General features: G+C 57.6%; 24 protein-coding genes and 2 tRNA genes. 1 reads left to right on the top strand and 25 read right to left on the bottom strand.

Annotated elements, in window-relative coordinates:
- Positions 1 to 83: 83 nt before the first annotated feature.
- From H8S62_RS12845 to H8S62_RS12765, 17 genes are all read right to left on the bottom strand, one after another.
- Positions 84 to 770, bottom strand: a complete 687-nt coding sequence (locus tag H8S62_RS12845; RefSeq protein WP_155146688.1) for a metallophosphoesterase — start codon at positions 768 to 770, stop codon at positions 84 to 86.
- Between the two features lie 15 nt (positions 771 to 785).
- The gene (locus H8S62_RS12840; protein ID WP_186919700.1) at positions 786 to 1,604 is read right to left on the bottom strand and encodes a transglutaminase-like domain-containing protein; all 819 of its coding nucleotides are present in this window, start codon (positions 1,602 to 1,604) and stop codon (positions 786 to 788) included.
- Entirely contained in the window at positions 1,601 to 3,088 is a 1,488-nt protein-coding gene (gene thrC, locus H8S62_RS12835; protein WP_186919698.1) for a threonine synthase, read from the bottom strand. The genes H8S62_RS12840 and thrC overlap by 4 nt, the downstream gene beginning before the upstream one ends.
- Complete coding sequence (locus H8S62_RS12830) at positions 3,076 to 4,020, bottom strand: dipeptidase (protein WP_186919697.1); 945 nt, start codon at positions 4,018 to 4,020, stop codon at positions 3,076 to 3,078. The genes thrC and H8S62_RS12830 overlap by 13 nt, the downstream gene beginning before the upstream one ends.
- Positions 4,021 to 4,035: 15 nt before the next feature.
- Positions 4,036 to 4,404 carry a YraN family protein gene (locus H8S62_RS12825; protein WP_173023856.1) on the bottom strand — a complete coding sequence of 123 codons (369 nt, stop codon included), beginning with the start codon at positions 4,402 to 4,404 and terminating at the stop codon, positions 4,036 to 4,038.
- Positions 4,401 to 4,994 (bottom strand): ribonuclease HII, encoded by a 594-nt coding sequence (locus tag H8S62_RS12820; protein WP_186919695.1) that lies wholly within the window; start codon positions 4,992 to 4,994, stop codon positions 4,401 to 4,403. Before H8S62_RS12820 ends, H8S62_RS12825 begins: the two co-directional genes overlap by 4 nt.
- An 82-nt stretch (positions 4,995 to 5,076) precedes the next feature.
- Positions 5,077 to 5,952, bottom strand: a complete 876-nt coding sequence (gene ylqF, locus H8S62_RS12815; protein WP_186919693.1) for a ribosome biogenesis GTPase YlqF — start codon at positions 5,950 to 5,952, stop codon at positions 5,077 to 5,079.
- A gap of 297 nt (positions 5,953 to 6,249) precedes the next feature.
- Positions 6,250 to 6,591, bottom strand: coding sequence for a 50S ribosomal protein L19 (gene rplS, locus H8S62_RS12810; RefSeq protein WP_155146705.1), 342 nt, complete (start codon positions 6,589 to 6,591; stop codon positions 6,250 to 6,252).
- A 124-nt stretch (positions 6,592 to 6,715) separates the two neighbouring features.
- On the bottom strand, positions 6,716 to 7,330 hold the full coding sequence (locus tag H8S62_RS12805; protein WP_186919691.1) for a site-2 protease family protein: 615 nt from the start codon (positions 7,328 to 7,330) through the stop codon (positions 6,716 to 6,718).
- Position 7,331: 1 nt separating this feature from the next.
- Complete coding sequence (locus tag H8S62_RS12800; protein WP_186919690.1) at positions 7,332 to 8,357, bottom strand: M23 family metallopeptidase; 1,026 nt, start codon at positions 8,355 to 8,357, stop codon at positions 7,332 to 7,334.
- A gap of 328 nt (positions 8,358 to 8,685) precedes the next feature.
- Positions 8,686 to 9,495 carry an alpha/beta fold hydrolase gene (locus H8S62_RS12795; RefSeq protein WP_243255681.1) on the bottom strand — a complete coding sequence of 270 codons (810 nt, stop codon included), beginning with the start codon at positions 9,493 to 9,495 and terminating at the stop codon, positions 8,686 to 8,688.
- A gap of 24 nt (positions 9,496 to 9,519) precedes the next feature.
- A complete protein-coding gene (locus tag H8S62_RS12790; RefSeq protein WP_186919688.1) occupies positions 9,520 to 9,939 on the bottom strand; it encodes a hypothetical protein in 420 nt (139 codons plus the stop codon).
- Positions 9,940 to 9,958: 19 nt separating this feature from the next.
- Positions 9,959 to 10,588 (bottom strand): TetR/AcrR family transcriptional regulator, encoded by a 630-nt coding sequence (locus tag H8S62_RS12785; RefSeq protein ID WP_186919686.1) that lies wholly within the window; start codon positions 10,586 to 10,588, stop codon positions 9,959 to 9,961.
- Positions 10,589 to 10,725: 137 nt separating this feature from the next.
- Positions 10,726 to 11,763 carry a 16S rRNA (cytosine(1402)-N(4))-methyltransferase RsmH gene (rsmH, locus tag H8S62_RS12780; RefSeq protein ID WP_186919684.1) on the bottom strand — a complete coding sequence of 346 codons (1,038 nt, stop codon included), beginning with the start codon at positions 11,761 to 11,763 and terminating at the stop codon, positions 10,726 to 10,728.
- A gap of 218 nt (positions 11,764 to 11,981) precedes the next feature.
- A complete protein-coding gene (locus tag H8S62_RS12775) occupies positions 11,982 to 12,464 on the bottom strand; it encodes a HEPN domain-containing protein (protein ID WP_186919683.1) in 483 nt (160 codons plus the stop codon).
- A 179-nt stretch (positions 12,465 to 12,643) separates the two neighbouring features.
- Positions 12,644 to 12,720: transfer RNA gene (locus H8S62_RS12770), tRNA-Pro, on the bottom strand.
- A gap of 60 nt (positions 12,721 to 12,780) precedes the next feature.
- Positions 12,781 to 13,380, bottom strand: coding sequence for a glycerol-3-phosphate acyltransferase (locus H8S62_RS12765; protein WP_155151156.1), 600 nt, complete (start codon positions 13,378 to 13,380; stop codon positions 12,781 to 12,783).
- A gap of 187 nt (positions 13,381 to 13,567) precedes the next feature.
- On the opposite strand from H8S62_RS12765, the gene H8S62_RS12760 reads away from it, so the two are divergent.
- Positions 13,568 to 13,644, top strand: a tRNA-Pro gene (locus H8S62_RS12760).
- 218 nt (positions 13,645 to 13,862) lie between these two features.
- Here H8S62_RS12760 and H8S62_RS12755 read toward each other — a convergent pair.
- From H8S62_RS12755 to H8S62_RS12715, 8 genes are all read right to left on the bottom strand, one after another.
- On the bottom strand, positions 13,863 to 14,210 hold the full coding sequence (locus tag H8S62_RS12755; RefSeq protein ID WP_186919681.1) for a tyrosine-type recombinase/integrase: 348 nt from the start codon (positions 14,208 to 14,210) through the stop codon (positions 13,863 to 13,865).
- Positions 14,211 to 14,388: 178 nt separating this feature from the next.
- Positions 14,389 to 15,456 carry a recombinase family protein gene (locus H8S62_RS18110; RefSeq protein WP_243255679.1) on the bottom strand — a complete coding sequence of 356 codons (1,068 nt, stop codon included), beginning with the start codon at positions 15,454 to 15,456 and terminating at the stop codon, positions 14,389 to 14,391.
- Positions 15,457 to 15,546: 90 nt separating this feature from the next.
- Positions 15,547 to 15,687 carry a hypothetical protein gene (locus tag H8S62_RS12740; protein WP_186919679.1) on the bottom strand — a complete coding sequence of 47 codons (141 nt, stop codon included), beginning with the start codon at positions 15,685 to 15,687 and terminating at the stop codon, positions 15,547 to 15,549.
- A 378-nt stretch (positions 15,688 to 16,065) separates the two neighbouring features.
- Positions 16,066 to 16,773, bottom strand: a complete 708-nt coding sequence (locus tag H8S62_RS12735) for a response regulator transcription factor (protein WP_243255686.1) — start codon at positions 16,771 to 16,773, stop codon at positions 16,066 to 16,068.
- 175 nt (positions 16,774 to 16,948) lie between these two features.
- Positions 16,949 to 17,401, bottom strand: coding sequence for a DUF3021 domain-containing protein (locus H8S62_RS12730; RefSeq protein WP_186919676.1), 453 nt, complete (start codon positions 17,399 to 17,401; stop codon positions 16,949 to 16,951).
- 13 nt (positions 17,402 to 17,414) lie between these two features.
- Positions 17,415 to 17,855 (bottom strand): LytTR family DNA-binding domain-containing protein, encoded by a 441-nt coding sequence (locus H8S62_RS12725; protein ID WP_186919674.1) that lies wholly within the window; start codon positions 17,853 to 17,855, stop codon positions 17,415 to 17,417.
- A 359-nt stretch (positions 17,856 to 18,214) separates the two neighbouring features.
- Entirely contained in the window at positions 18,215 to 19,204 is a 990-nt protein-coding gene (locus H8S62_RS18105; RefSeq protein ID WP_243255677.1) for a hypothetical protein, read from the bottom strand.
- Complete coding sequence (locus H8S62_RS12715) at positions 19,201 to 19,758, bottom strand: RNA polymerase sigma factor (RefSeq protein ID WP_155151171.1); 558 nt, start codon at positions 19,756 to 19,758, stop codon at positions 19,201 to 19,203. The genes H8S62_RS18105 and H8S62_RS12715 overlap by 4 nt, the downstream gene beginning before the upstream one ends.
- Positions 19,759 to 19,968 lie beyond the last annotated feature (210 nt).

The raw sequence follows: 19,968 nt of genomic DNA, 5'->3' as shown, positions 1-19,968 counted from the left end.
AAAAAACAACCTTTGAAGCGCCCTTTTGCGTTATCCGATTTATACTACCAGAAAACAGACTAAATTTCCAGCCCTTTTTTCAATTATTCACAGATTATTTGGGGGTTGAAGTTCAAATAGTCGGCGGAGACCAGGTGGTATTCCACCGCGCCGTATCTCCCCTCGACGGCCAGCCGGTGGCTGCCGCCGTGGAGATGCCCGTAGTAGCAGCGCTTCACGCCGTACCGCTCCAGAAGCGCAATAATTTCAGTGCAGACGTAGCCCTGGTAGCAGGGCGGGTAGTGGAGAAAGCACAGCTTTTCCCGCTCTCCCGCCGCCCTGAGGGACGCCTCCAGCCTGACAAGCTCCCGGTTGAAGACCTTCTCGTTGTGGCCGCCCCGGTCCTCCTCATAGAACCAGCCCCGGGTGCCGCAGAGGGCCAAATCCCCGTACTCCCCACAGTTATTGTGCAGAATATGCAGGGTATTGAAACCGCACTCGGCAAAAAAGGCGTTCATCTTGGCGGCGGTGCCCCACCAGTAGTCATGGTTGCCTTTCAGCAGATACTTTTTCCCCGGAAGCGCGTCCAAAAACGCAAAATCCTCCCGGGCCTGGGGAAGGCTCATCCCCCAGGAGAGGTCGCCGCAGAGGACCACCGTGTCCTCCGGCGCGACCCTGGCAAAGCCCGCCCGGAGCTTTTCTACATACCCCTCCCAGTTGCCGCCGAACACGTCCATGGGCTTGTCGGCCCCCAGAGAGAGGTGGGTGTCTCCGATTGCATAGAGCGCCATTTTATTCCTCCGCTATCATGTTGGAGCAAGGGTTACATAGCACCCGTAGTCCTGAAACGCTTTCCCGATATCGGCAAAATCCAGTCCCAGCTCCAGCCTAATATAGTTGTCGTAAATACCCACGCTCCCAATCTGTGGGTCGGCAGGGATCCACCCATAACCGTCCAGAAAAAAAGACGCCCAGGCATGTGAGGACATAGGCTTCCCCTCGCCGTCCAAACAGATTCCTGTTTCAAATCGGGCCGGGATGCCCCTGGCCCGCATCAGCGCCAAAAAGAGGTTTGTATACTCGCTGCAAGTACCTCCTCCCCGGGCCAGCGCCTCCTCTGCGTTCAGGGTATCGCATTCTCCGTTCGAGATGCGCCGAGCCAGTTCTTCATCATACTCCAGAGAATGCGCCGCCCAATAGGCCGCGTTGCTGGCAAAAGCGAACACATCCCCGCCGTCGACCTTATCCAGCAGCGCCATCAAATCATCGCTCTCCCAAGTGACCTTTTCAGAGGGCTTTAAATAGGCGGCAATCTCTTCTGAGTAATCCCGCCCGTCAATAGGGACCGGCTCCAGAAAATAATAGGTCTGATTCTTAACGGACAGGTCGACGACCATCGCACCATCCCTGCCCTCAGACACAGAATCCACCCGTTGGGGGTAGGTGTCCATCGCCTCCAGATCCAAATCCCAGCCGACGACGCGGTAGACCGCCGCATCGGTATAGTCCTCGCTGAACTCCTGCCGGACAGGCTCCGGCGTGGCGGACGGCTCCTCCGTCCCACAGCTTGTGCAAAGCAAAAACATCAGACCCAGCATGCCCAGCTTTACATAGGCTGGTCTCATTTCAGCATCTCCAGCACCTTATCGACCATATGGTCCTTGGTGGTGTTATCCGTAAAGCGGACTTCCTTGCCGGCCAGACCGGCCAGGGGCGCGGGGGCGCTCACGCCGGTCAGCTCGGAGAGCTGGCCCAGGATGTCGGTGCCCTCCCGGAGGTCCGTCACGCCCAGCGCGCCCAGTACGCTGTCGCAGAACTTGAAGGGGCTGGCGGTGGAGACCACGATGGCGGCGGTGTCGTCTCCGGTCTCCGCCCGGTACTGGTCCAGCACGTCGAAGGCCACGGCGGTGTGAGGGTCGATGAGGTATTTGTGCTCATTCCACATGCGGGCGATGACCCTCTGGGTCTGGGCGTCGTCGCAGAAGCCGGCGGCAAAGTACCTGGACAGCTTGCCCTTGACGGCGTCGCCCACCTCGTATCTGCCCTTTTCAGCGAGCTGATCCATGTAGCCGCGGACCTCCCCGTCGCTGGAGCCGGAGAGCTCATAGAGCATCCGCTCCAGGTTGGAGGAGATGAGGATGTCCATGGAGGGGGACATGGTGTTATAAAACCTGCGGTTGCGGTCGTACACGCCGGTCCTCAGGAAATCGGTGAGCACGTTGTTGCTGTTGGAGGCGCAGATGAACTTGCGGATGGGCACGCCCATCTGTCCGGCGTAGTAGCCCGCCAGGATGTTGCCGAAGTTGCCGGTGGGCACGCAGACGTTGACAGGGTCACCCAGTTGGATTTTCTCCGTCTTCACCAGGTCGCAGTAGGCGGAGACGTAGTAGACGATCTGGGGCAGGACCCGGCCCCAGTTGATGGAGTTGGCGCTGGAGAAGAAATAACCCCGTCCGGCCAGCTCCGCTCGGAGCTTTTCGTCGGAGAAGAGCTTCTTCACGCCCGTCTGGGCGTCGTCGAAATTGCCCACCACGGAGCAGACGCCGACATTCTCCCCCTCCTGGGTGTTCATCTGGAGCTGCTGGATGGCGGAGACGCCGTCCTTGGGGTAGAAAACCAGAATGCGGGTGCCGTCCACGTCCCGGAAGCCCTCCAGGGCGGCCTTGCCGGTATCCCCCGAGGTGGCCACCAGGATACAGGCCGTCTTCTTCTCGTCGTTCTTCACCAGAGAGGCGCTTAGAAGGTGGGGCAGCATCTGGAGGGCCATGTCCTTAAAGGCGCAGGTGGGCCCGTGCCACAGCTCCAGGCAGTGGGTATTGCCGTCCACGGTGCGGACGGGGGCCACCTCTCTGGCGTCGAATTTGTCCGGGCCGTAGGCCTTGGTGGCGAAGGAGGAGAGCTCGGAGGCGGTGAAGTCCTCCAGGTAGGGGTTCATCACATAGACCGCCCGCTGCTGGTAGGACATGTCGGTCAGGGTCTTGAGGCCGTTGTGGGAGAGCTTCGGGAAGACCTCGGGCGTCAGGAGCCCGCCGTCCACGGCCAGTCCCTGGGCAATGGCCTGAGAGGCGGTCAGACGGTGATTCTTGCTGCGCGTGCTTACATAGTACATACTTCGTTCACTACCCTCATCAGATTGTTATGGAACAGGTCGCGCACCAGCGCTTCCGAATAGTTTCTCTGCAACAGCCGCTCAAAGAGCTTATCCATGTCCTGGATGCCGGCGAAGCCCCGGGGCATCCTGGAGATGCCGTCCCAGTCCCCGCCCAGGGCGATATTCTGCTCGCCGCCCAGGGCCAGAAAGTGCTCCAGATGGGCCAGTATGGTCTCCATGTCCGGGTCCTCCCCCAGAAAATCGGAGAACATATTGAGTCCGGCCACGCCATGATGCTCTATTATGGCAGTAAATTGCGCGTCGGTCAAGTTTCTCCGCGCGGAAAATACGGCTCTGGAGTTGGAATGACTGGCAAAAAAGGGGCCGGCGCACAGCTGCGCCACATCCCAGAAGCCCGGGTCGGACAGGTGGGACACATCCACCAGCATCCCCAGGTCCTCCATCCGCCGGACGAAGGCCCTCCCCTGCCCGGACAGCCCCCGGCCTGTCTCCTCCGCGTTGGAGCCGGAGAGGGCGTTTGAATGATTCCAGGTCAGATTCACCGCCCGGACGCCCATGGCGTAGGCCTCCTCCAATTTATGTAGGTCGCAGTCCAGCAGCTCCGCCCCCTCCACGGAGAGGAAAGCGGCCGTCTTTCCCCGGGCATAGGCCGCCTCGGCCTCCGCCCCCGTGCGGCACAGCGCCAGCCGATCCGCGTTGGCCGCCAGTTCCCGACGGAACAGGGCGTACTCCCGCAGGGTCAGCTCCCAGAGGGGCAGACCCGGCACGGCGGCGCCGTCGCCGAAGACGGCGAAAAACTGGGCGTAACGCCGGAACTTTCCGGTCCGCTCCAAATCCAGGTGGCCCCCGCTGCGCCTAAAGCCTCCCCCAAGCTCCAGGCAGCGGGAGATGGTGTCGCAGTGTCCGTCAAATAAATCAATCTCACTCATATCGCCGGTTCGCTCCTAAAAGGCGTTTTCAAAATAGAGGATGCGCGGATGCTCCGTTTCCATCCCCCGGGGCGCGTAGACCTCGGCCACATCGAAGCGGGGCTGAAGTCCGGTGGGGAACTGGGCGAGGTAAAGCTCAGCCGTGGTGCGCAGCCGCGCCTGCTTCCGGGCGTCCACGAACGCCCGGCCCGGAGCGAAACGGTCGTCCCTGCGCAGCTTGACCTCCGTAAAGATAATATACTGTTCATCCGCTGTAATCAGGTCGATCTCCCCGAAGCGGCACTGATAGCCCGCCGCCAGCAGGCGCTGCCCCTTCCGGCGCAGGTCCTCCGCCACCAGGGACTCCCCCCACCTGCCCAGCAGCTTGGTATTCCCGCCGCTCACAGCTTTTTCAGGAAGGTCTTGCGGTGGATGGGACAGGGGCCGTACTTCCGCAGAAGCTCATAGTGCCGCTTGGTGGGGTAGCCCTTGTGCCGCTCGAACTCGTATTCCGGGTAACGCGCCGCCATCTCCAGCATATAGCGGTCCCGGCTCACCTTGGCCAGGATGGAGGCCGCCGCGATACTGGCGCTGCGGCCGTCCCCCTTGACGACCGTCTCGTGGGGGATGGTGATGCCCCGGTCCCGGTTGCCGTCAATCAGGGCGTATTCCGGCGCGGGGTCCAGGGCGCGGATTGCCAGGTCCATGGCCTTGAGACGGGCGTTGAGGATGTTGATGGCGTCAATCTCAGCCTCGTCCACGCTCGCCACCGCCCAGGCCACCGCCTCCGCCCTGATGACGTCGAAGAGGGCCTCCCGGCGCTTCTCGCTGACCTGCTTGGAGTCGTTGAGCCCGTCGATCACCAGCCCCGCGGGCAGAACCACCGCCCCCGCGTACACCGCCCCGGCCAGCGGGCCGGCTCCCGCCTCATCCGCGCCGCAGACCAGAGTATAGCCCCGCTCAAAGCAGGAGCGCTCGATTATCCAGAAGTCCATGTCCCTCGCCTCCCGTCAATTGCCCTTTATATTACAGCGGCCCCCTGGGGAACGGCTAAGCCGACGAAAGCCCGGCAAGTCCTCAAACCGATTCCGGCAGCTCCAGGGTAAAGCGCCCCAGCTTTCCACCCCTGAACTCGTCCAGCAGAATTTTTGCCATGCGCTCCGTATCCGGCTCTCCGCCGGAGATGAGAAAGCCCCGCTTCCGGGCCGCCCGCTCCAGGAGGTCATACCCGTAGGCCAGTCCCTCCAGCTGCCCGCTTACGGGCGGCAGCTCCAGCTTGTACCGCTCCTGCAGGGCGTCCGGATAACGCTCCGCAAGGGTCTCCATCAGGTGGCAGGCCAGGGTCTCCGCGTCCATGACCTCGTCCTTCACCGCGCCGGTAAAGGCCAGGTTGAGCCCGATCCGCTCGTCCTCGAACTTGGGCCAGAGGATGCCCGGCGTGTCCAGCAGGTCCAGCCCTGCGTCCACCGCAACCCACTGCTTGCCCCGGGTGACGCCGGGCTTATCCCCCGCCTTTGCGGATTTCCGCTTGGCGACCTTGTTGATAAAGGTGGATTTGCCCACATTGGGAATGCCCACCACCATCACGCGGACGATGCGGCCTACCTGTCCCTTCTCCCGCCAGCGGGCAATTTGGTCCTTCAGCGCCTCTTTGATGGTAATTGAGAATTGGCTGACCCCGGCCCCGGTCTTGGCGTCGGTCTCCAGCACCGTATAGCCCCTGTCCTGGAACCAGGCCCTCCAGGCCCGGTTCCCCGCCGGGTCGGCCTGGTCCGCCCGGTTGAGGACAATCAGCCGGGGCTTGCTCCCCACGATGGCGTCGATATCCGGATTGCGGGAGGCCACCGGGATGCGGGCGTCGATGATCTCCGCCACCATGTCCACATTTTTCAGGTCGGCCTCGATCTGCCGCCGGGTCTTGGTCATGTGTCCGGGATACCACTGAATGTTCATCTCGCGTCCTCCGCTTTATGATATATCTGGGCCTAGTTTGATAAATGGCAATACGCCCAGCGGCGCGGGATTTTTTCGTCCGGCAAGCGGTTTTCGCAGGAATCCTGACGGATTTCAAGGAATAACTGCGCCGTTCGGGCGGAAAAAGACCCGCCGATTGGCCGTGTTGCCATTTATCATACAAGGTCTAAGTATTATACACAATATATGGCTGAAAAAAAAGGGGGCCGCCCCACTTTTCATCCCCCGAAAGCAACAAAAAAGAGAGGCAAACGCCTCTCTTTTTCGTATCGTGTCTTACAGCTTCTCCTTGATCTTGGCGCTCTTGCCAACGCGGTCGCGCAGGTAGTAGAGCTTCGCCCGGCGGACCCTGCCGTGACGGACGACCTCGATCTTCTCGATGGAGGGAGCGTGGACGGGGAACACCTTCTCCACGCCGACGCCGTAGGAGATACGGCGCACAGTGAAGGTCTCCTCGATGCCGCCGTGCTTCTTGGCAATGACGGTGCCCTCGAAGACCTGAATACGCTCGCGGTTGCCTTCCTTGACCCGGATGTGGACACGAACGGTGTCGCCGATGTCGCACTTGGGGGGCTCGGCCTTGAGATGCTTCTCAGTAAATGCCTGCATGAGATCCATAAACTTTTCCTCCTGTTTTATAGGCGTTCATGCCGGCTGATTTACCATGCCGCAGAGGACCACCCTTTATTGAGACCGTAATATGATACCACAGGAAAAGCACGATTGCAAGCATATTTTTGCCTTATTTTCGGGAATAGGCAGGTTTTCGGGCCCTCTCCTGCCGCACCAGGGAACATACCAGCCACAGCGCCGTGACCAGCAGGGTGAAGTTGCCCCGGCTACGCCACAGGACCGCCGCCCCTGCCAGCACCAGCCCCTCCGCCACCAGGGCGGAGCAGAAGCCGGTGACCCGCTCCGCCAGGCGCTGCGACCACAGCAGTGTAATGAGGGAGTAGAGCGCACGCCCCCCGTCCAGCTGCGCGACGGGGAGCAGATTGAAGCCCGCCAGCCCCAGATTCAGCCCGGCGAAGACGTACCAGCCCTCCCCGAAGCGCACCGCCAGCCGCGCGGCAAGGAGCGCCAGCCCCAGGTTGACCGCCGGCCCCGCCAGCGCGGCAATCATCTGCGCCCCCGGCCCCAAGGGCCGGGCGGAAGAGAGCACCATCTCCGCCCCGGAAGCGGACAGGCGGATTCGGCTCACCTTGCCGCCCAGTCCGAAAATTGCCGCATAGTGGCCCAGCTCGTGGAGCGCGCAGGCCAGCGCTCCCCAGAGGAGCACTCCCTGATCGTCCAGGTAGTAGAGCGCGGCGGCCGCCAGGAGAAACCCGCCGCTGATTTCAAGCCGCCCCCAGCGCAAATTAGGGTGTTTCAATATAGTAGAGGGGGTTGAGCAGCACGCCGTCCTTCTTGATCTCAAAGTGGAGGTGGGGGCCGGTGGCGTTGCCCGTCTCCCCCGACTCGGCGATGACGTCCCCCATCTTCACGCTCTGCCCCTGCTGGACCAGCAGCTTGCCGCAGTGGGCGTAGAACGTGGTGACGCCATTCCCGTGGTCAATCTGGGTATAGAGGCCGTAGATGGGGCTCTCCCCAATGTAGTCCACGGTACCGTCGGCAAACGCCTTGACGTGGGTGCCGTCGTTCACCGCCAGGTCCACGCCGTTGTGGAACTTCTCGCCGCCGTCCACCGGGTGCTCCCGCCAGCCGTAGCCCGAGGAGACCCAGGCCCCCTCCGCCCCCTGGATGGGCGACATGGTCTGGGCGATGCCCAGGCTGTACTTATCCATGGATGCGTTGGCGGGCAGCGCCTCGCCGGTGTAGCCCATGTCCACCACAGCGGGCTCGGCCGGCTCAGCCTGGGACGGCGTCGTCTCCACGGGCTGCGCCGTCTCCTCCGGCGGAGTCTCCGCCTGTACCGGCGTCGTGACCGCGGGGAGCTCCGTCTTGCTCAGGTCCAAGGCCAGAATCCCGGCAGCGGTGGCAGGAACGCCGATAAGGGCGCTGCTTTTCTCATACAGCGCCGAGGGCTGCCAGGTATCCACTTCCACCCGCTGCCCCCCTCCGAAGACATCCACCCAAAGGCCGCCCAGGGTCTCCAGCACCGGCTCGCCGTCGGAGATGGACTTCCCCAGCGAGGCGAAGGCCGCCCGGAAATCCGTATCCCCGCTGATAAGCCCCGTAATCTGTTCCCGCGCCGCCACCATCTGCTCCGGGAAGACCCCCTTCCCGATGAATACCACCAAAAAGAGGACGACGCAAATCCCAAGCTGCGCCAGCCGCCGGCACTCCCTGGGGCCCAGCGCCACCTTTGTGCCGCGCCGGGAGGCCGTATGGCGCCCCGCACTGTTCGTCCTCTGCCGTTCCCAATCGCGATATGCGCTCTCCATAGGGCCCATCCCTTCTCTGGCGTACACCAGGACAAAATCTTATGTACACCATCTCTATTCGGACGGGCCGCCCGCTATGCAAAAAATTTCCGCAAAAAGCCTCCACAGAGAACGCCCCGCAGAGTTCCGCCGTCCGCGGACGGCGGAATCAAATGAAAATCCGTCATTTCTGGGGACATGCGCCTCAGAAATGTCACTTCTCACGACGGATTAGGAGACCTTTCCCAGAAAATTGAGCCCCATTCGGCATGCAGCTTTCTGTCAAAGAAGCCCCTCAGGGCTTCTTTGACAAGCTGAAACCGGGGCGCGGCTCTCCGCGCCCCGGTTTCTACAGTCCCGCGATAAACTCAGCGATAATCCGATTGACCTCCACGGGATTGTCGCAGTTGGCGTTGTGCCCCGCCTGCTTGACCCAGTACAGCGGAAAGCCCGTATGCTCATGCCAGGCCCTGTTGTACTGCCGCGCCTTTCCGATGCCGTCCCGTTCGCCGGCAATGAGGACAACGGGGCATGTAATCCGAAGGTCCCTGTTTTCCTCCAGGAACCCGGCAAAGCCCAGCCCCATGAGGCGGCATAGCTCCTCCTTGCCGTAGGGCGCGAGGGCGCGCAGCATATTTTTGCGGGCGTACCCCGTGACGGCCGCCGCCTTTGCAATGGACCTTTTCAGTATTCTCAGGGGGAAGAGGCGGGACATCCACCCCACCTGCCGCAGCCACCACCGGTCGGAGCGGGAGTAGTACCCCTCCCCGTAGGGACAGGTGTCGATACCGACAAAGCCCTCCACCGTCTCAGGGTGACGCGTCAGGAAACTCTGAGTATGGAAGCCGCCCATGGACTGCCCGATGAAGACGGCCCGGGTGATGTTCTCCGCGGCCAATATCCGCTCCAGCTCACCCACGGCGTTGGCATAGGCCGGGTCCCGGTAGGGCCTCGACCTTCCGTGGGCCGGGGCGTCCCACGCGAGCACGGTGAAATCCGCGGAGAAGAACTCCAGCTGCTTTTCAAACAGCGTGTGGTCGGCCGTCATGCCGTGCAGGAAGACAAGGCACCGCGCCGCGCCCCCGCTCTTCGGGCGGGAGATCCAGTAGCAGGTCCTTCCGTTGAGAGATTCCACGTATTTTTCCGTCATATCAATCATATCAATTTCCCTCATCGTTCCGGCCTATACGCGTATCAGCTGCAGCATATAGTAAACGCCAAGCGCCAGAACGACTGCGCTGAATCCGCCGACGCTCCAGTTTACGGCCCGAAACAATTTCCGGTCGCCCAGAACCCGCTGAATAAATTTCCTGAAGGAATTGTAGCGGTACATCTGGGCGCACACCTTAATTAACACCAGCGACAGCAGCAGCGCGGCGATCCACGCGCCGGTTATCTCTGTTTTCCAAACCATATACCAGGTAAACGCAACAACCGCCACCGCCAGCAGGTCCGCCGCATACAGCCACTTGGGGCGGGACTCCGTGTAGGCTGAGTGCTCCTCCCAATCCTTCCACCGCTCACCAAGGCGCACAATCAGGAGCCGTGACCCAAGCCCGACCGCCGCCCATATAAAACAGAGGCACGAAAAATAGTTCAGCACTTGGTACCACTCCCTCATCTCAAATCGGGTCGGACGGCTCACTCTCGTAAAAAGCGTCCCTCAGCATCTGCATGGGGGCCTCAAAGTCCCTGCATAGGCAGTCCGGATCGCCCGTGGTCCCCTCCCGCTGCCGCTCAAGCATGAAGCCCTCGGCGCACCAAATGACGACGTTCAGCAGCTGACGCGCGTCCGCCCCGGCTTTCAGACGGCTCCAATCCACCTTCTGCATCATTTGCTCCACGCTCCGCTTTACGACATCCCCGTAGATCTCCTTGATCCGCTCCCCTGTCTCTCCGTGTTCCTCATAGTAGGCATTCATGATAAAACGAAAAATAAAGGGGTATTCCCGCACGATTTCCGCCTTGACCCTTGCAGAGCGGAGCACCACTGCAAAGAGGTCCTCCCTCTCCCAGTCGTAGAGCGCCCTCAGACGCTCCCCGACAAATTGCAGGCCATATTGAAAGAGGTAATCGTAAAGCGTCCGCTTATTTCCAAAATAGTGGAACAAAAGGCCCTTTGATATCCCCGCCTGGGCGGCGATGTCGTCGGTGACGGTACGCCTGTAGCCGTTTTCAGCAAAGCACCGAAAGGCCGCGTTGACGATACGGTCCTGTTTCTCCTGGGACAGTGTAAAAAACTTCTCATTCATCGGCTTTCCCCGCTTTCTGTTGACCGGTCCGGTTAATGCCATTGTAACACGTTGACTCTATCGGACAACCCCCTAAAAAAACGCAGCCCACTATGATAGTGGACTGCGGAGCCTTTGAACGGTGGAGCATCTGCGTCTCATGCACGGATGGCCCAGCGCAGCTTGGTCGAGCGGGCGCGGGGATTCCGAAAACACTCCTGCGCGGAGGGGCGGACGACCTCCTCCGCCACCCGGCTGTATATTCCCTCCCGCCGGCACTGCTTGAACGCCTTTTTGACCAGTCGGTCCTCGCCGGAGTGGAAGGTCAGCACCGCGGCCCGCCCCCCGCTCTTCAACACCCCCGGCAGCTTCTCCAGGAATGCGTACAGCACCTCAAATTCACTGTTGACGTCGATTCTCAGGGCTTGGAAGGTGCGCTGACAGGACTTCTTCACCGCCTCTCTGCGCTCGTCGGCAGGGAGAAAAGACAGGGCTTCCTCAACCACGGCGGAGAGCTGCTTCGTGGTTTCGATTGTGCCGCCCCGCTTGAAGCTGCGCATAACGGCGCAGGCGATGCGGCCGGCATGGGGCTCGTCAGAGTTCTCAGACAGCATCGCGGCCAGCTCGTCCTCGTCCAGCTCCCGCAGACGTTCCGCCGCTGTGACCCCGGCTGTCGGGTCCAGCCGCAGGTCCAGGGGGCCGTCGTATTTAAAGGTAAACCCCCGATCCGGGTTGTCTATCTGCATGGACGAGACCCCCAGGTCGGCTAGCACAAAATCAAACTTTACGCCGGGGGCAACCTGATCCAAATCGGCAAAATTCATTCGCCGTATCGTCAGAATATCGGGACCGTAGCCCAGCGACTCCAGCCTCGCGCGGGTCTTTTCCGACTCCACAGGGTCCACGTCGGTGGCATAGAGGTGTCCCTCCCCACCCAACTGCTCCAGCATTTTTGAGGTATGTCCGCCATAGCCCAGGGTGGCGTCATAGCCGACCTGCCCCGGCCTGATTTGCAGAACGTCCAGAATTTCATTTACCATGATGGGAATGTGCATCCCGGCGGGGGTCTTCCCCCGCTGAATGATGGCCTCTACATCAGCCCGGTACTGGTCCGGGGACAATTCCTTATATTTTTCCTGAAAGCTGCGTGGGTGGGTTCCCTTATACCGCACGCGGCGCTTGTGCTCCTGTTCCATGGACAGTCACTCCTTTTCTGGATTATACCACAAAAAGTCCAGGCCAGTAAACCAGTGCGATCTCTGCGGAGTAACCGGATATCTGCCAAGCGCCTGCAAAGCAAAAGAAGACCGTCGACATACTGTCGACGGTCTTCTTTTCTCGGTCCGAGTGTAATTATAGGACTTAGAAATAGAAAGTCAAAATTAATAGTTTTCCGGTTATTAGTAAGCTGTTTTTACATAATATTCTGAGTTAAATGTTGTTCAATTAATGCTTTTGATAAGGACTGTAGGTTATTCATAAGTAAGAATGTAAACATTGGAGACATTTGATATTCACCAGGAGTTTCCATATAATAGCGCCAAGCAACAAAATCCTCTGAATGTGCATCTAACTCTTCTTCAAATGTTTGCCCCGAGGACGGAGCTATTTTCAAATACTCCTTATATTCTTCGTTCGGCAATAAATCATACAAATATTTTAACCCATGTCCCTTTTTATAATCTATGGAGAAAAGAATAAGAATCGCCTTGAGAAATACTTCACATGAAAAAGCAGCATTAACCATAGTTGGCGTTGATAATGTTGGATAGCTTCCACCAATAATTTGTATTGAACCATCATCATTTTCTGTTCCCATACAGCGCTCTGCGCACTTCATAAAACGCCAGGCTTGATTATAAAAGTATTGTGCTTTTTTTAATGCCTCTTCGTTCATAAAGCCACCCCGTATAAAACAATTTCGCTTTTACATATCTAATTGTATAAATTATATCACCAAAAACAAATCCTGTCAGTCATTTTCGCTGTTGGGCGTAATTACGGGATTTACACTAGGCATTGAACAAAAGTATGGATATAGCAAAGACCGCCGACAAATGTCGACGGTCTTTTCAATGGTCGGAGTGGCGGGATTCGAACCCGCGGCCTCATGGACCCGAACCATGCGCGATACCAAGCTTCGCCACACCCCGATAACAGACTGCCATTTATTATAGTGATTTCCAGCAGCTTTGTCAAGGTGTTTCCGTGCTTTAAGTCCGCCGTGGGCCAAACTTCTTTTCTGTATGGCTGGCAATACGCTCCAGCCCGTGGATATGCCGTATAACCATCAAAATCGCCAGCACCGCCGACAGGATACCCGGCTCAACCCCATGGACGGCAAACGCCGGAAAAATAAAAAGGCAGGGAATAAGGACTGCTCCCAGTGGCAGATATCCGCTGAGCAATACGGCCGCCAACCCGGCCAGACAGGATACCGCGCCCCAGAGGGGCGAAACCAGCACAATGGCTGCACAGGTGACTGCCACGCCCTTTCCGCCGCAGAAGCGTCTCCAGACCGGAAAATTATGGCCCAGAACGGCGCCCAGGCCGGCGTAGAGTCCTCCAACCATGCCGAGACCGGGGGCGAGCCAAAAGCGGCACAGCGCGAGCGCCAGCGCCGTTTTCCCCGCATCTCCCAACAGCACCAAGGCACCCCATCCGATACCGAGGTGTCCGACCACATTCGCCGTACCCGGATTTCCTGTGCCCAGACTGGCGGCGCCCTGTCCTGTCCGATAGTGAGCGACGATTTCGGCGGTGAGGAAGCAGCCGCACAGGTATCCCGCCGCCAGGCAGACCAGACGTTCCATAAAAATTTCTCCTGTCACATTTTCTTTCAGTATGTCCCAGTTTGCCTGGATTTTTCAGGAGATCGTAGAGTTTTCGTCTGACTTATTTTCCAACCGGGAAAATTTTTAATAAAAATGTAATTTTCCTCTTGCATCCGCGGGATAAATATGCTAATATATCAAAGTCGCCTGAGCGAGTCGGTGACATCCGGGTGTGGCGAAGTTTGGTATCGCGCTTGAATGGGGTTCAAGAGGCCGCTGGTTCGAATCCAGTCACTCGGACCAAGAAAGTTCTGAAACCGCAATGGTTTCGGGACTTTCTTTTTTTATGTCCGAGGCCTGTTTTTCCCCCGTACCAGAATCATACCAGAATGGAGAACAGACTGCCTGCCACCCAATCAAATAAGGCGGCACAGCCCGTCACCTATCGTAAACCGCTCCGTGGAACCGTACCAGAATCGCGTACCAGAATCCACGGTATCACAGCGAATTTTCTCTCTCATTTATCGCGTCATTCCAAAGGCTTTGCTGAACTTGTCTGCGGCGGCCCGCCGGGTTTCCTCCTGGACGTGCAGGTAGTGCTGGGTCATTTCTATGTCTGCACGGCCCACCATGCTTTGAATGGTCTCCATGTCCACGCCAAGGGCCTGGAGCTGGGAGACGTAGGTGTGGCGGCAGCTATGGGGCGTGAGCACCCTCACGCCCTCCACCGCTCCTATGACACTCTGAAAGTTGCGGCGAAAGTGGCTGGGATTGAACGGCTGGCCGGGTATGTTGCTGTCCCATTTAAACCGCCCTGCCTGCTCCCGAAGAAATACGGCACTGGGACGAAAGTTGGGCGGTACGGGCACGTCGCGTATGCTGGTGGCGGTTTTGGGCGGGCCGATTCGGGGAGTACCCTTGACGAGATTGACAGCTTGGCGGATATGGATGCAGGAACCGTCCGGTTCGATGTGCTGGGCCTCCTACGCCAGCATTTCCTGGGTGCGCATACCCGATGCCAGCATGAGCCGTATGGTATGGCCCATCCTATCGACGGGCAAGTGCTCCATCAGCAGCTTGACTTTCTCCTGCGTGAACGCCTCCTTGCACTTGACCGGCCCTTTGGCCTTCATCTTGTCGGCAAATCGGACGGGGTTCTTGTGGATTAAGTCGTTGGCCTCTGCCTTGTGCATGATTTGCTACAGCATACCCCGACATTTTGCCAGAGAGGAATCCGACTTCCCAGCGGCCCGCAGGGATTTTAGAAACTGCTCCACGTCCAGCGCCTTGATGCTGTCCAGCTTGCGGCCTCCGAACGCCACGTTGAGAATGTTCAGCGTATAGCCGTAGTTCTCGTAGGTGGTGGGCTTCTTGCGGGTGCCGCGCTTCTTCTGTACCTTCTCCCAGGTCCTTTTTCCCGCCCCGTCCCACGCCCTTGCTCTGCCAGTAGGCGGTGGGGGTAAGTATGCCGTCCGCCTCCAGCGCCGAAGCAATCTCCCCGATCCCAAATCCCTCCAGGGCCATGCGGAAGATACGGCGGACGTTCACGGCGGCGGCCTCGTCCACGATCCAGCGGGTGGGGGTGGCCTCCGGGTCTTTCATGTACCCATTGGGCGGGGGCAAGAGAGGGACGCCGGAATTGCCCTTTAGCTTGTTGACGATCCGGCGCTTCTTGGAAATATCTTTGGCATACCACTCGTTGATGATGTTCTTGAACGGGGCGATATCCGTATAGGGGCTGTCGGAGTCGTACCCGTCGTTCAGTGCGATGTAGCGGACGCCGTGCTCCGGAAAAAACCGTTCGGTATATTCGCCCGCAGTGATGTAGTCCCGGCCCAGCCGGGAGAGGTCCTTGGTAATGACCAGGTTGACAAGCCCCGCCTCAATATCGGCAATCATCCGCCTGAACGCGGGGCGGTCAAGGGTGGTGCCTGTGATCCCATCGTCCACGAAAAACAGGGTGTCGGCGTAACCCTTCTCCTTTGCCACCTTTTTCAAAAGTGCCTTTTGGTTGGTAATGCTGTTGGACTCGTTGTCCATGTTATCGTCATGGCTTAGGCGGCAGTAGAGGGCGGCGGTGTTGATAGAGTGTTTTTTAATGCCTGACTGTTTCAAAATGTCCTCCTTTCCGGCAGTCAGGCAAGCGGTATTTACACTTATTATGATACCTCTGCCGACCACCAATGGGAACGATGCCTCCGAAATTCAAAGCCGCTCCGCGTCCGCCTGCATGAGCTTTAACAGGATCGCGGCCAACGTCTCGCCATCATCACGATAGACCGGCTCAACCATAAACATGATTTTCTCAATCTGATAGCTATACTTTTCCGCGCAGTTATCAGACATTCTGCCTCCTTTCGTTGCTTCGGTGGATTGCCTGTCAGCCTCCCCATGTCCCGTGGGGAAACATGAAAGGGCGGCGCGGTCTGAACCGCCCCTTCACCTTCCCCCACCTCTGGCCACACTGGCCAGAAGCGCAGGAGGGCTTGCCGTGGCCGGAAAAGCCCTCCTACCTATTAGGCGGGTTAGAGGCCGGTTGTTGCCCTCTCCTACAAATTTTCCCAGAAATAATTTTTGCGTCCTCGCCTGTGCCAAAAACCCGCCTATCTGGCAGGCGGGTTAGAAGCTAAAACCGAAGGCGCTGGGCGTTCTGTTTCGCCGCAAGTTCTACCAGAATGTAAGAAGGCCCCGGCTGGTTTGACAGCCGGGCCCTAATGATACAGGCTATTCCTTTTTGTGCGAGGGGTCGTTGAGGCGGTAGCCCACGCCCCGGACACTCTCAATGAAGCTCCCGCCGTCCAGCTTTTGCCGCAGTCGGCTCACGCTGACCGGGATGGCCTTGTTTTCATCGCCCGTAAAATCATCGCCCCACACATAGTAGCGCAGTTGTTCATGGGTGAGTACCCGCCCCTCGTGGGAGGCCAGCAGGTACAGCAGGTCAAACTCCCTGCGGGACAGCTCCAGCTCCCGCCCGTTGTAGAGGGTGCGGCGGGTCATGGGGTCAACCAGGAGGGTTGCCAGATTGGCGATGGTGTACCGCCGCTGGCCGGGTAGGGGCGGTACGGCGGCGGTACAGCGCCGGAGCAGGCCTTGGGCCCGCACAAGGCACTCCCGCAGCTCCAGGGGCTTTTCCACAAAATCGTCCGCGCCCATTTGGTAGGCCCGCTCCCTGCTTTCAATACCGCCCTGGGAGGACAGCGCCAGAATGGGCATATCCTTCATCTGCCGCATGAAGCGGATCAGTTTCAGTCCTTCCGTTTCCGAAAGGGAGACGTCCAGGATCACAAGCTGGTAATTTTGCCGCAGCAGGCGCTCGATGCCGTCCACCACGGAAAGGGTGTAATAAGCGCCGATTCCGTACTCGGCCAGGGCGTACTTGATGGCCTTGCAGTTGGCCTTGTCACTGCCGATGATCAATACCCGTTGTTCCATATTCAAAGTACAGTCCTCTTTCCCGTGACTGGCCGCCCTACCTCTGGCCACACTGGCCAGAAGCGCCTGGGTTATGCGTGTGTGGGATCGGAAAGCTCGTCCACGTTCTGCCGGTGCCATGCCCAGTTTGGGGGACGTTCCAAACGCCGGAGCTGCGGTTGCCCCTGTCGGGTTCCTATTCCCTGTGAAGCTGGTCATTGATTTTCTGTATGTTTCTCTTGGCGGAGAAGTACGCCCCACACCAAATGGCGGCATAAATCACCACCAGCACGATAACCGAAGCGGCTACACCGCCGACAGAACGGGGCACCCAGTACAGAACATAGGTGACAATGATGAAGGGGATAGCAAACAGGCAGAAATGCGCGCCGGTCTGCTTTGTCAAGCTCCACCTGTCAAGTTCCCATATCACCGAAGCCGCGCCTACAATCGCGCCAGACACACCGAGCAAGATCGTCTGTACGATAACTGCGGATTGTTCCCCGCCAAAGTCATTCACCAATTCGGGAATGACGGCGTAAAACGAGCCGTCGCCTTTTACGGCGGATATGACGATTGCGATAAGCTGGCCTAACGCAACGCCGGAGAGCAGACCGAAAAGGCTTTTGAACAATACTTTTTTCTTCATTGCCGGACACCTCCTAAATCCCTAATGCTTGTTTGATTTTGGTGACATAACGCCTTGAAACATAAGCGGTCGTGTGATTGTTCAGCTCGACGCAAATTGTGCCGCTCATGCTTAAATCGAGCCGGACAATCTTTTTCAGATTTATGATTTCAGAATTGGAGATACGCACAAAGAGCCGCTTGTTCAGCCGTTCCTCCAATTCATAGAGGCGGGGGCGCAAAATGTACTCTCGTTTTGCCGTTTGAGCATAGACTTTTTGGTTTGCCGCATAGATACGGACAATCTCGCTTTCTTCCAACAGCCGAACCTCGTCCCCGGAAAAACCCGCAATGACCTTTGGGTAAGATGCGGAGAGGCTTTGCACAAGAGCGCCTATTTCGTCTGTCATTTTGTCGGCAACAATGATGATTTTCGGGTCTTTGACGTTTTCATCTATCTTCACTTCAACTTGCATTATGTCACCTCCTTTCCTCTCGGCTCCTTGCACTTTTAGTATAGGGATTTGGAAATTGCCCCACTATCGTTTTTTAATAGGTGGTCGATTTCGGAATATGGGTGGTGTTACTCACACAATTTGTATATGCCCCACGAGGTTAAGCCCACGCCTAAAAAGATGAATGCGATACAAATCGGAGTAGTAGCACCTTGACTGACTATATGGGTATTCGGCATTGCGTCGATTATTTGATAGGTCATGTTTAAAGTCCAAACTCCAACCGTACCAAAGAGAATGAGAGTAGCACCGCATACCGCGCCGATTATTGCACCCAGGCGCTTTTTCATATTATCTATTTCCTTTTCACAAATGGGCGGCTAATTTTCAAGCGGTTTAAATGCGACTGTGATAACCGCTCCCTCTGTGTCGGTTGCCTGTGCCATTGAAAGACCCGATCCTTCTTTGAGTACAGCGGAGTAAACAACAGTTTCCGAACCGCTCCCGGCTGTTTCAGCTTGAATTGAGATGGCGCCGGTAAAAGTCGCTTCATCTTCATCGTAGATGGTAAAGGTGATTTCGACAGAAGGCTCATATTTATAATTTTCCTCTGCCTGGGGCGTCCAGTAAAGGGTACTGCCGCTTGGGAGTGATAGCTGTTTGCCCTGCGGATAAGCTGTACCGTCGTGGTCATGATAGCCTATGAGCGTGCCGGTATCGCATTCTGCCTGAATCGTCGAATAGGGCAAATCAAACTGAAACGGAAATGCGGGGAGTTTGGAGCTTAAAACCGGCTCATATTCCCATACAGCACTGGAGGTCGCGCTTGTATCCGGCGAAGTGTTGTCGCTGATCGTCCATTCCCCGGTTTCCGTGTCCTGGGTCAAGTAAAAATACTGCTGCGTCTGGCCGTCGTCCATAAAGGTCTTTGTGTGGTCGTACTCCACATAATAGTCTGCATATACCACAACAAAGTGTTTTGCCAGATACTCGTCCGTCCAGCCCCGCGCCCGGGCAAGCTCACTGCCGGAATACATGGCCGCGACACGCGCCGTTTCATCTTCATCCACCTTGATTTCATCCACACGCACGCTGACCGTATATTCCTTCCCGGCCTGTCCTTCAATCGCGCTTTGGACGGTTTGCACCGGATCGGCAGACGGCTTTTGCAGCCACGGGTCGAACCAGCCTAACTGGTATGCGGCAAATCCGCAAAGGGTCAGCAGCACGGCAATCACCGCGACGAGCGCCAGCGTCCGCTTCATGCTTCGGGCTTTTTTCGTTGTATTCATAAAGCTTCTCTCCTTTGCCTCCATAATGTATTTATCATCAATCGTTCCAAGTGCGTCGAGAATGTGACCTGCGTTCATGCCACTCCCTCCTTTTTTAGATGTGAAAGCAGCTTTGCCCTTGTCCTGTGGAGCATGGATTTTACTTTGCTGGTGCTGAAACAAAAGTCTTTGCTGATTTGCTCAATAGAGTCCAGATACCAATAGCGGCAGAGAAATACTTGCCTTTCCGTAACCGGCAGATTGGCAATAAAGCGATTGAGCGTTTTTGACAGCTCCGCCGCCATAATTTCATCCTCCACCATGGCGTTTGACGGCACACACTCCGAAAGCTCGTCAAGGGCAAGGGAAACTTCGCCGCCGCCACGCTTGTCCCGATGACTATCCCGCCATTTCTTGAGGGATACGCGCCGGGTAATTTTTCCGAGGAAAGAACGCAGGATAGACGGACGGTGTGGAGGCATGGCGTTCCACGCACCGATGTAGGTATCGTTTACGCTCTCGTCCGCATCCTCCTGATCGCAGAGAATGTTATACGCAATGGCATAGCAGTATTTCCCATACATTGACGCGGTTTCCGTGATTGCGCTCTCGTTTCTTGCCCAATATAAATCTACAATTCGGTTGTCCTCCATCCTGCCACCTCCTATGGTCTATGTAAGGGCCCTTCACCTATCTACTTCCCGTTTTTTGTCTTTGGTTGCTTAAATAATGCAATTTTTCTTTTTCATTTTATTTCTTTTTACGCCTATAAGCAAGGATGCAACGAAGGGATGAATTGCGCGGTTTCCGGGGTTGCGCAAAACGGCAAGCAAGGCAAGTGTATAGACACTTGCCATTTTCGC

This window comes from Lawsonibacter faecis, from assembly GCF_014287675.1.
Taxonomy (GTDB): Bacteria; Bacillota; Clostridia; order Oscillospirales; family Oscillospiraceae; genus Pseudoflavonifractor; species Pseudoflavonifractor faecis.
Note: the sequence above shows the minus strand (reverse complement) of the source record. Positions and strands in the feature narration are given on the sequence as shown.

Coding starts and splice junctions, on each gene's coding strand:
- H8S62_RS12795 (WP_243255681.1), bottom strand. CDS start 9,495: ATGATTGATATGACGGAAAAATACGTGGAATCTCTCAACGGAAGGACC.
- H8S62_RS12775 (WP_186919683.1), bottom strand. CDS start 12,464: ATGAACGAAGAGGCATTAAAAAAAGCACAATACTTTTATAATCAAGCC.
- H8S62_RS12830 (WP_186919697.1), bottom strand. CDS start 4,020: ATGAGTGAGATTGATTTATTTGACGGACACTGCGACACCATCTCCCGC.
- H8S62_RS12735 (WP_243255686.1), bottom strand. CDS start 16,773: ATGGAACAACGGGTATTGATCATCGGCAGTGACAAGGCCAACTGCAAG.
- H8S62_RS12715 (WP_155151171.1), bottom strand. CDS start 19,758: ATGGAGGACAACCGAATTGTAGATTTATATTGGGCAAGAAACGAGAGC.
- H8S62_RS18105 (WP_243255677.1), bottom strand. CDS start 19,204: ATGAACGCAGGTCACATTCTCGACGCACTTGGAACGATTGATGATAAA.
- H8S62_RS12845 (WP_155146688.1), bottom strand. CDS start 770: ATGGCGCTCTATGCAATCGGAGACACCCACCTCTCTCTGGGGGCCGAC.
- H8S62_RS12800 (WP_186919690.1), bottom strand. CDS start 8,357: ATGGAGAGCGCATATCGCGATTGGGAACGGCAGAGGACGAACAGTGCG.
- H8S62_RS12765 (WP_155151156.1), bottom strand. CDS start 13,380: ATGGAACGTCTGGTCTGCCTGGCGGCGGGATACCTGTGCGGCTGCTTC.
- rsmH (WP_186919684.1), bottom strand. CDS start 11,763: ATGGAACAGGAGCACAAGCGCCGCGTGCGGTATAAGGGAACCCACCCA.
- H8S62_RS12740 (WP_186919679.1), bottom strand. CDS start 15,687: ATGTCTGATAACTGCGCGGAAAAGTATAGCTATCAGATTGAGAAAATC.
- H8S62_RS12730 (WP_186919676.1), bottom strand. CDS start 17,401: ATGAAGAAAAAAGTATTGTTCAAAAGCCTTTTCGGTCTGCTCTCCGGC.
- H8S62_RS12725 (WP_186919674.1), bottom strand. CDS start 17,855: ATGCAAGTTGAAGTGAAGATAGATGAAAACGTCAAAGACCCGAAAATC.
- ylqF (WP_186919693.1), bottom strand. CDS start 5,952: ATGAACATTCAGTGGTATCCCGGACACATGACCAAGACCCGGCGGCAG.
- H8S62_RS12785 (WP_186919686.1), bottom strand. CDS start 10,588: ATGAATGAGAAGTTTTTTACACTGTCCCAGGAGAAACAGGACCGTATC.
- H8S62_RS12820 (WP_186919695.1), bottom strand. CDS start 4,994: ATGGACTTCTGGATAATCGAGCGCTCCTGCTTTGAGCGGGGCTATACT.
- thrC (WP_186919698.1), bottom strand. CDS start 3,088: ATGTACTATGTAAGCACGCGCAGCAAGAATCACCGTCTGACCGCCTCT.
- rplS (WP_155146705.1), bottom strand. CDS start 6,591: ATGGATCTCATGCAGGCATTTACTGAGAAGCATCTCAAGGCCGAGCCC.
- H8S62_RS12840 (WP_186919700.1), bottom strand. CDS start 1,604: ATGAGACCAGCCTATGTAAAGCTGGGCATGCTGGGTCTGATGTTTTTG.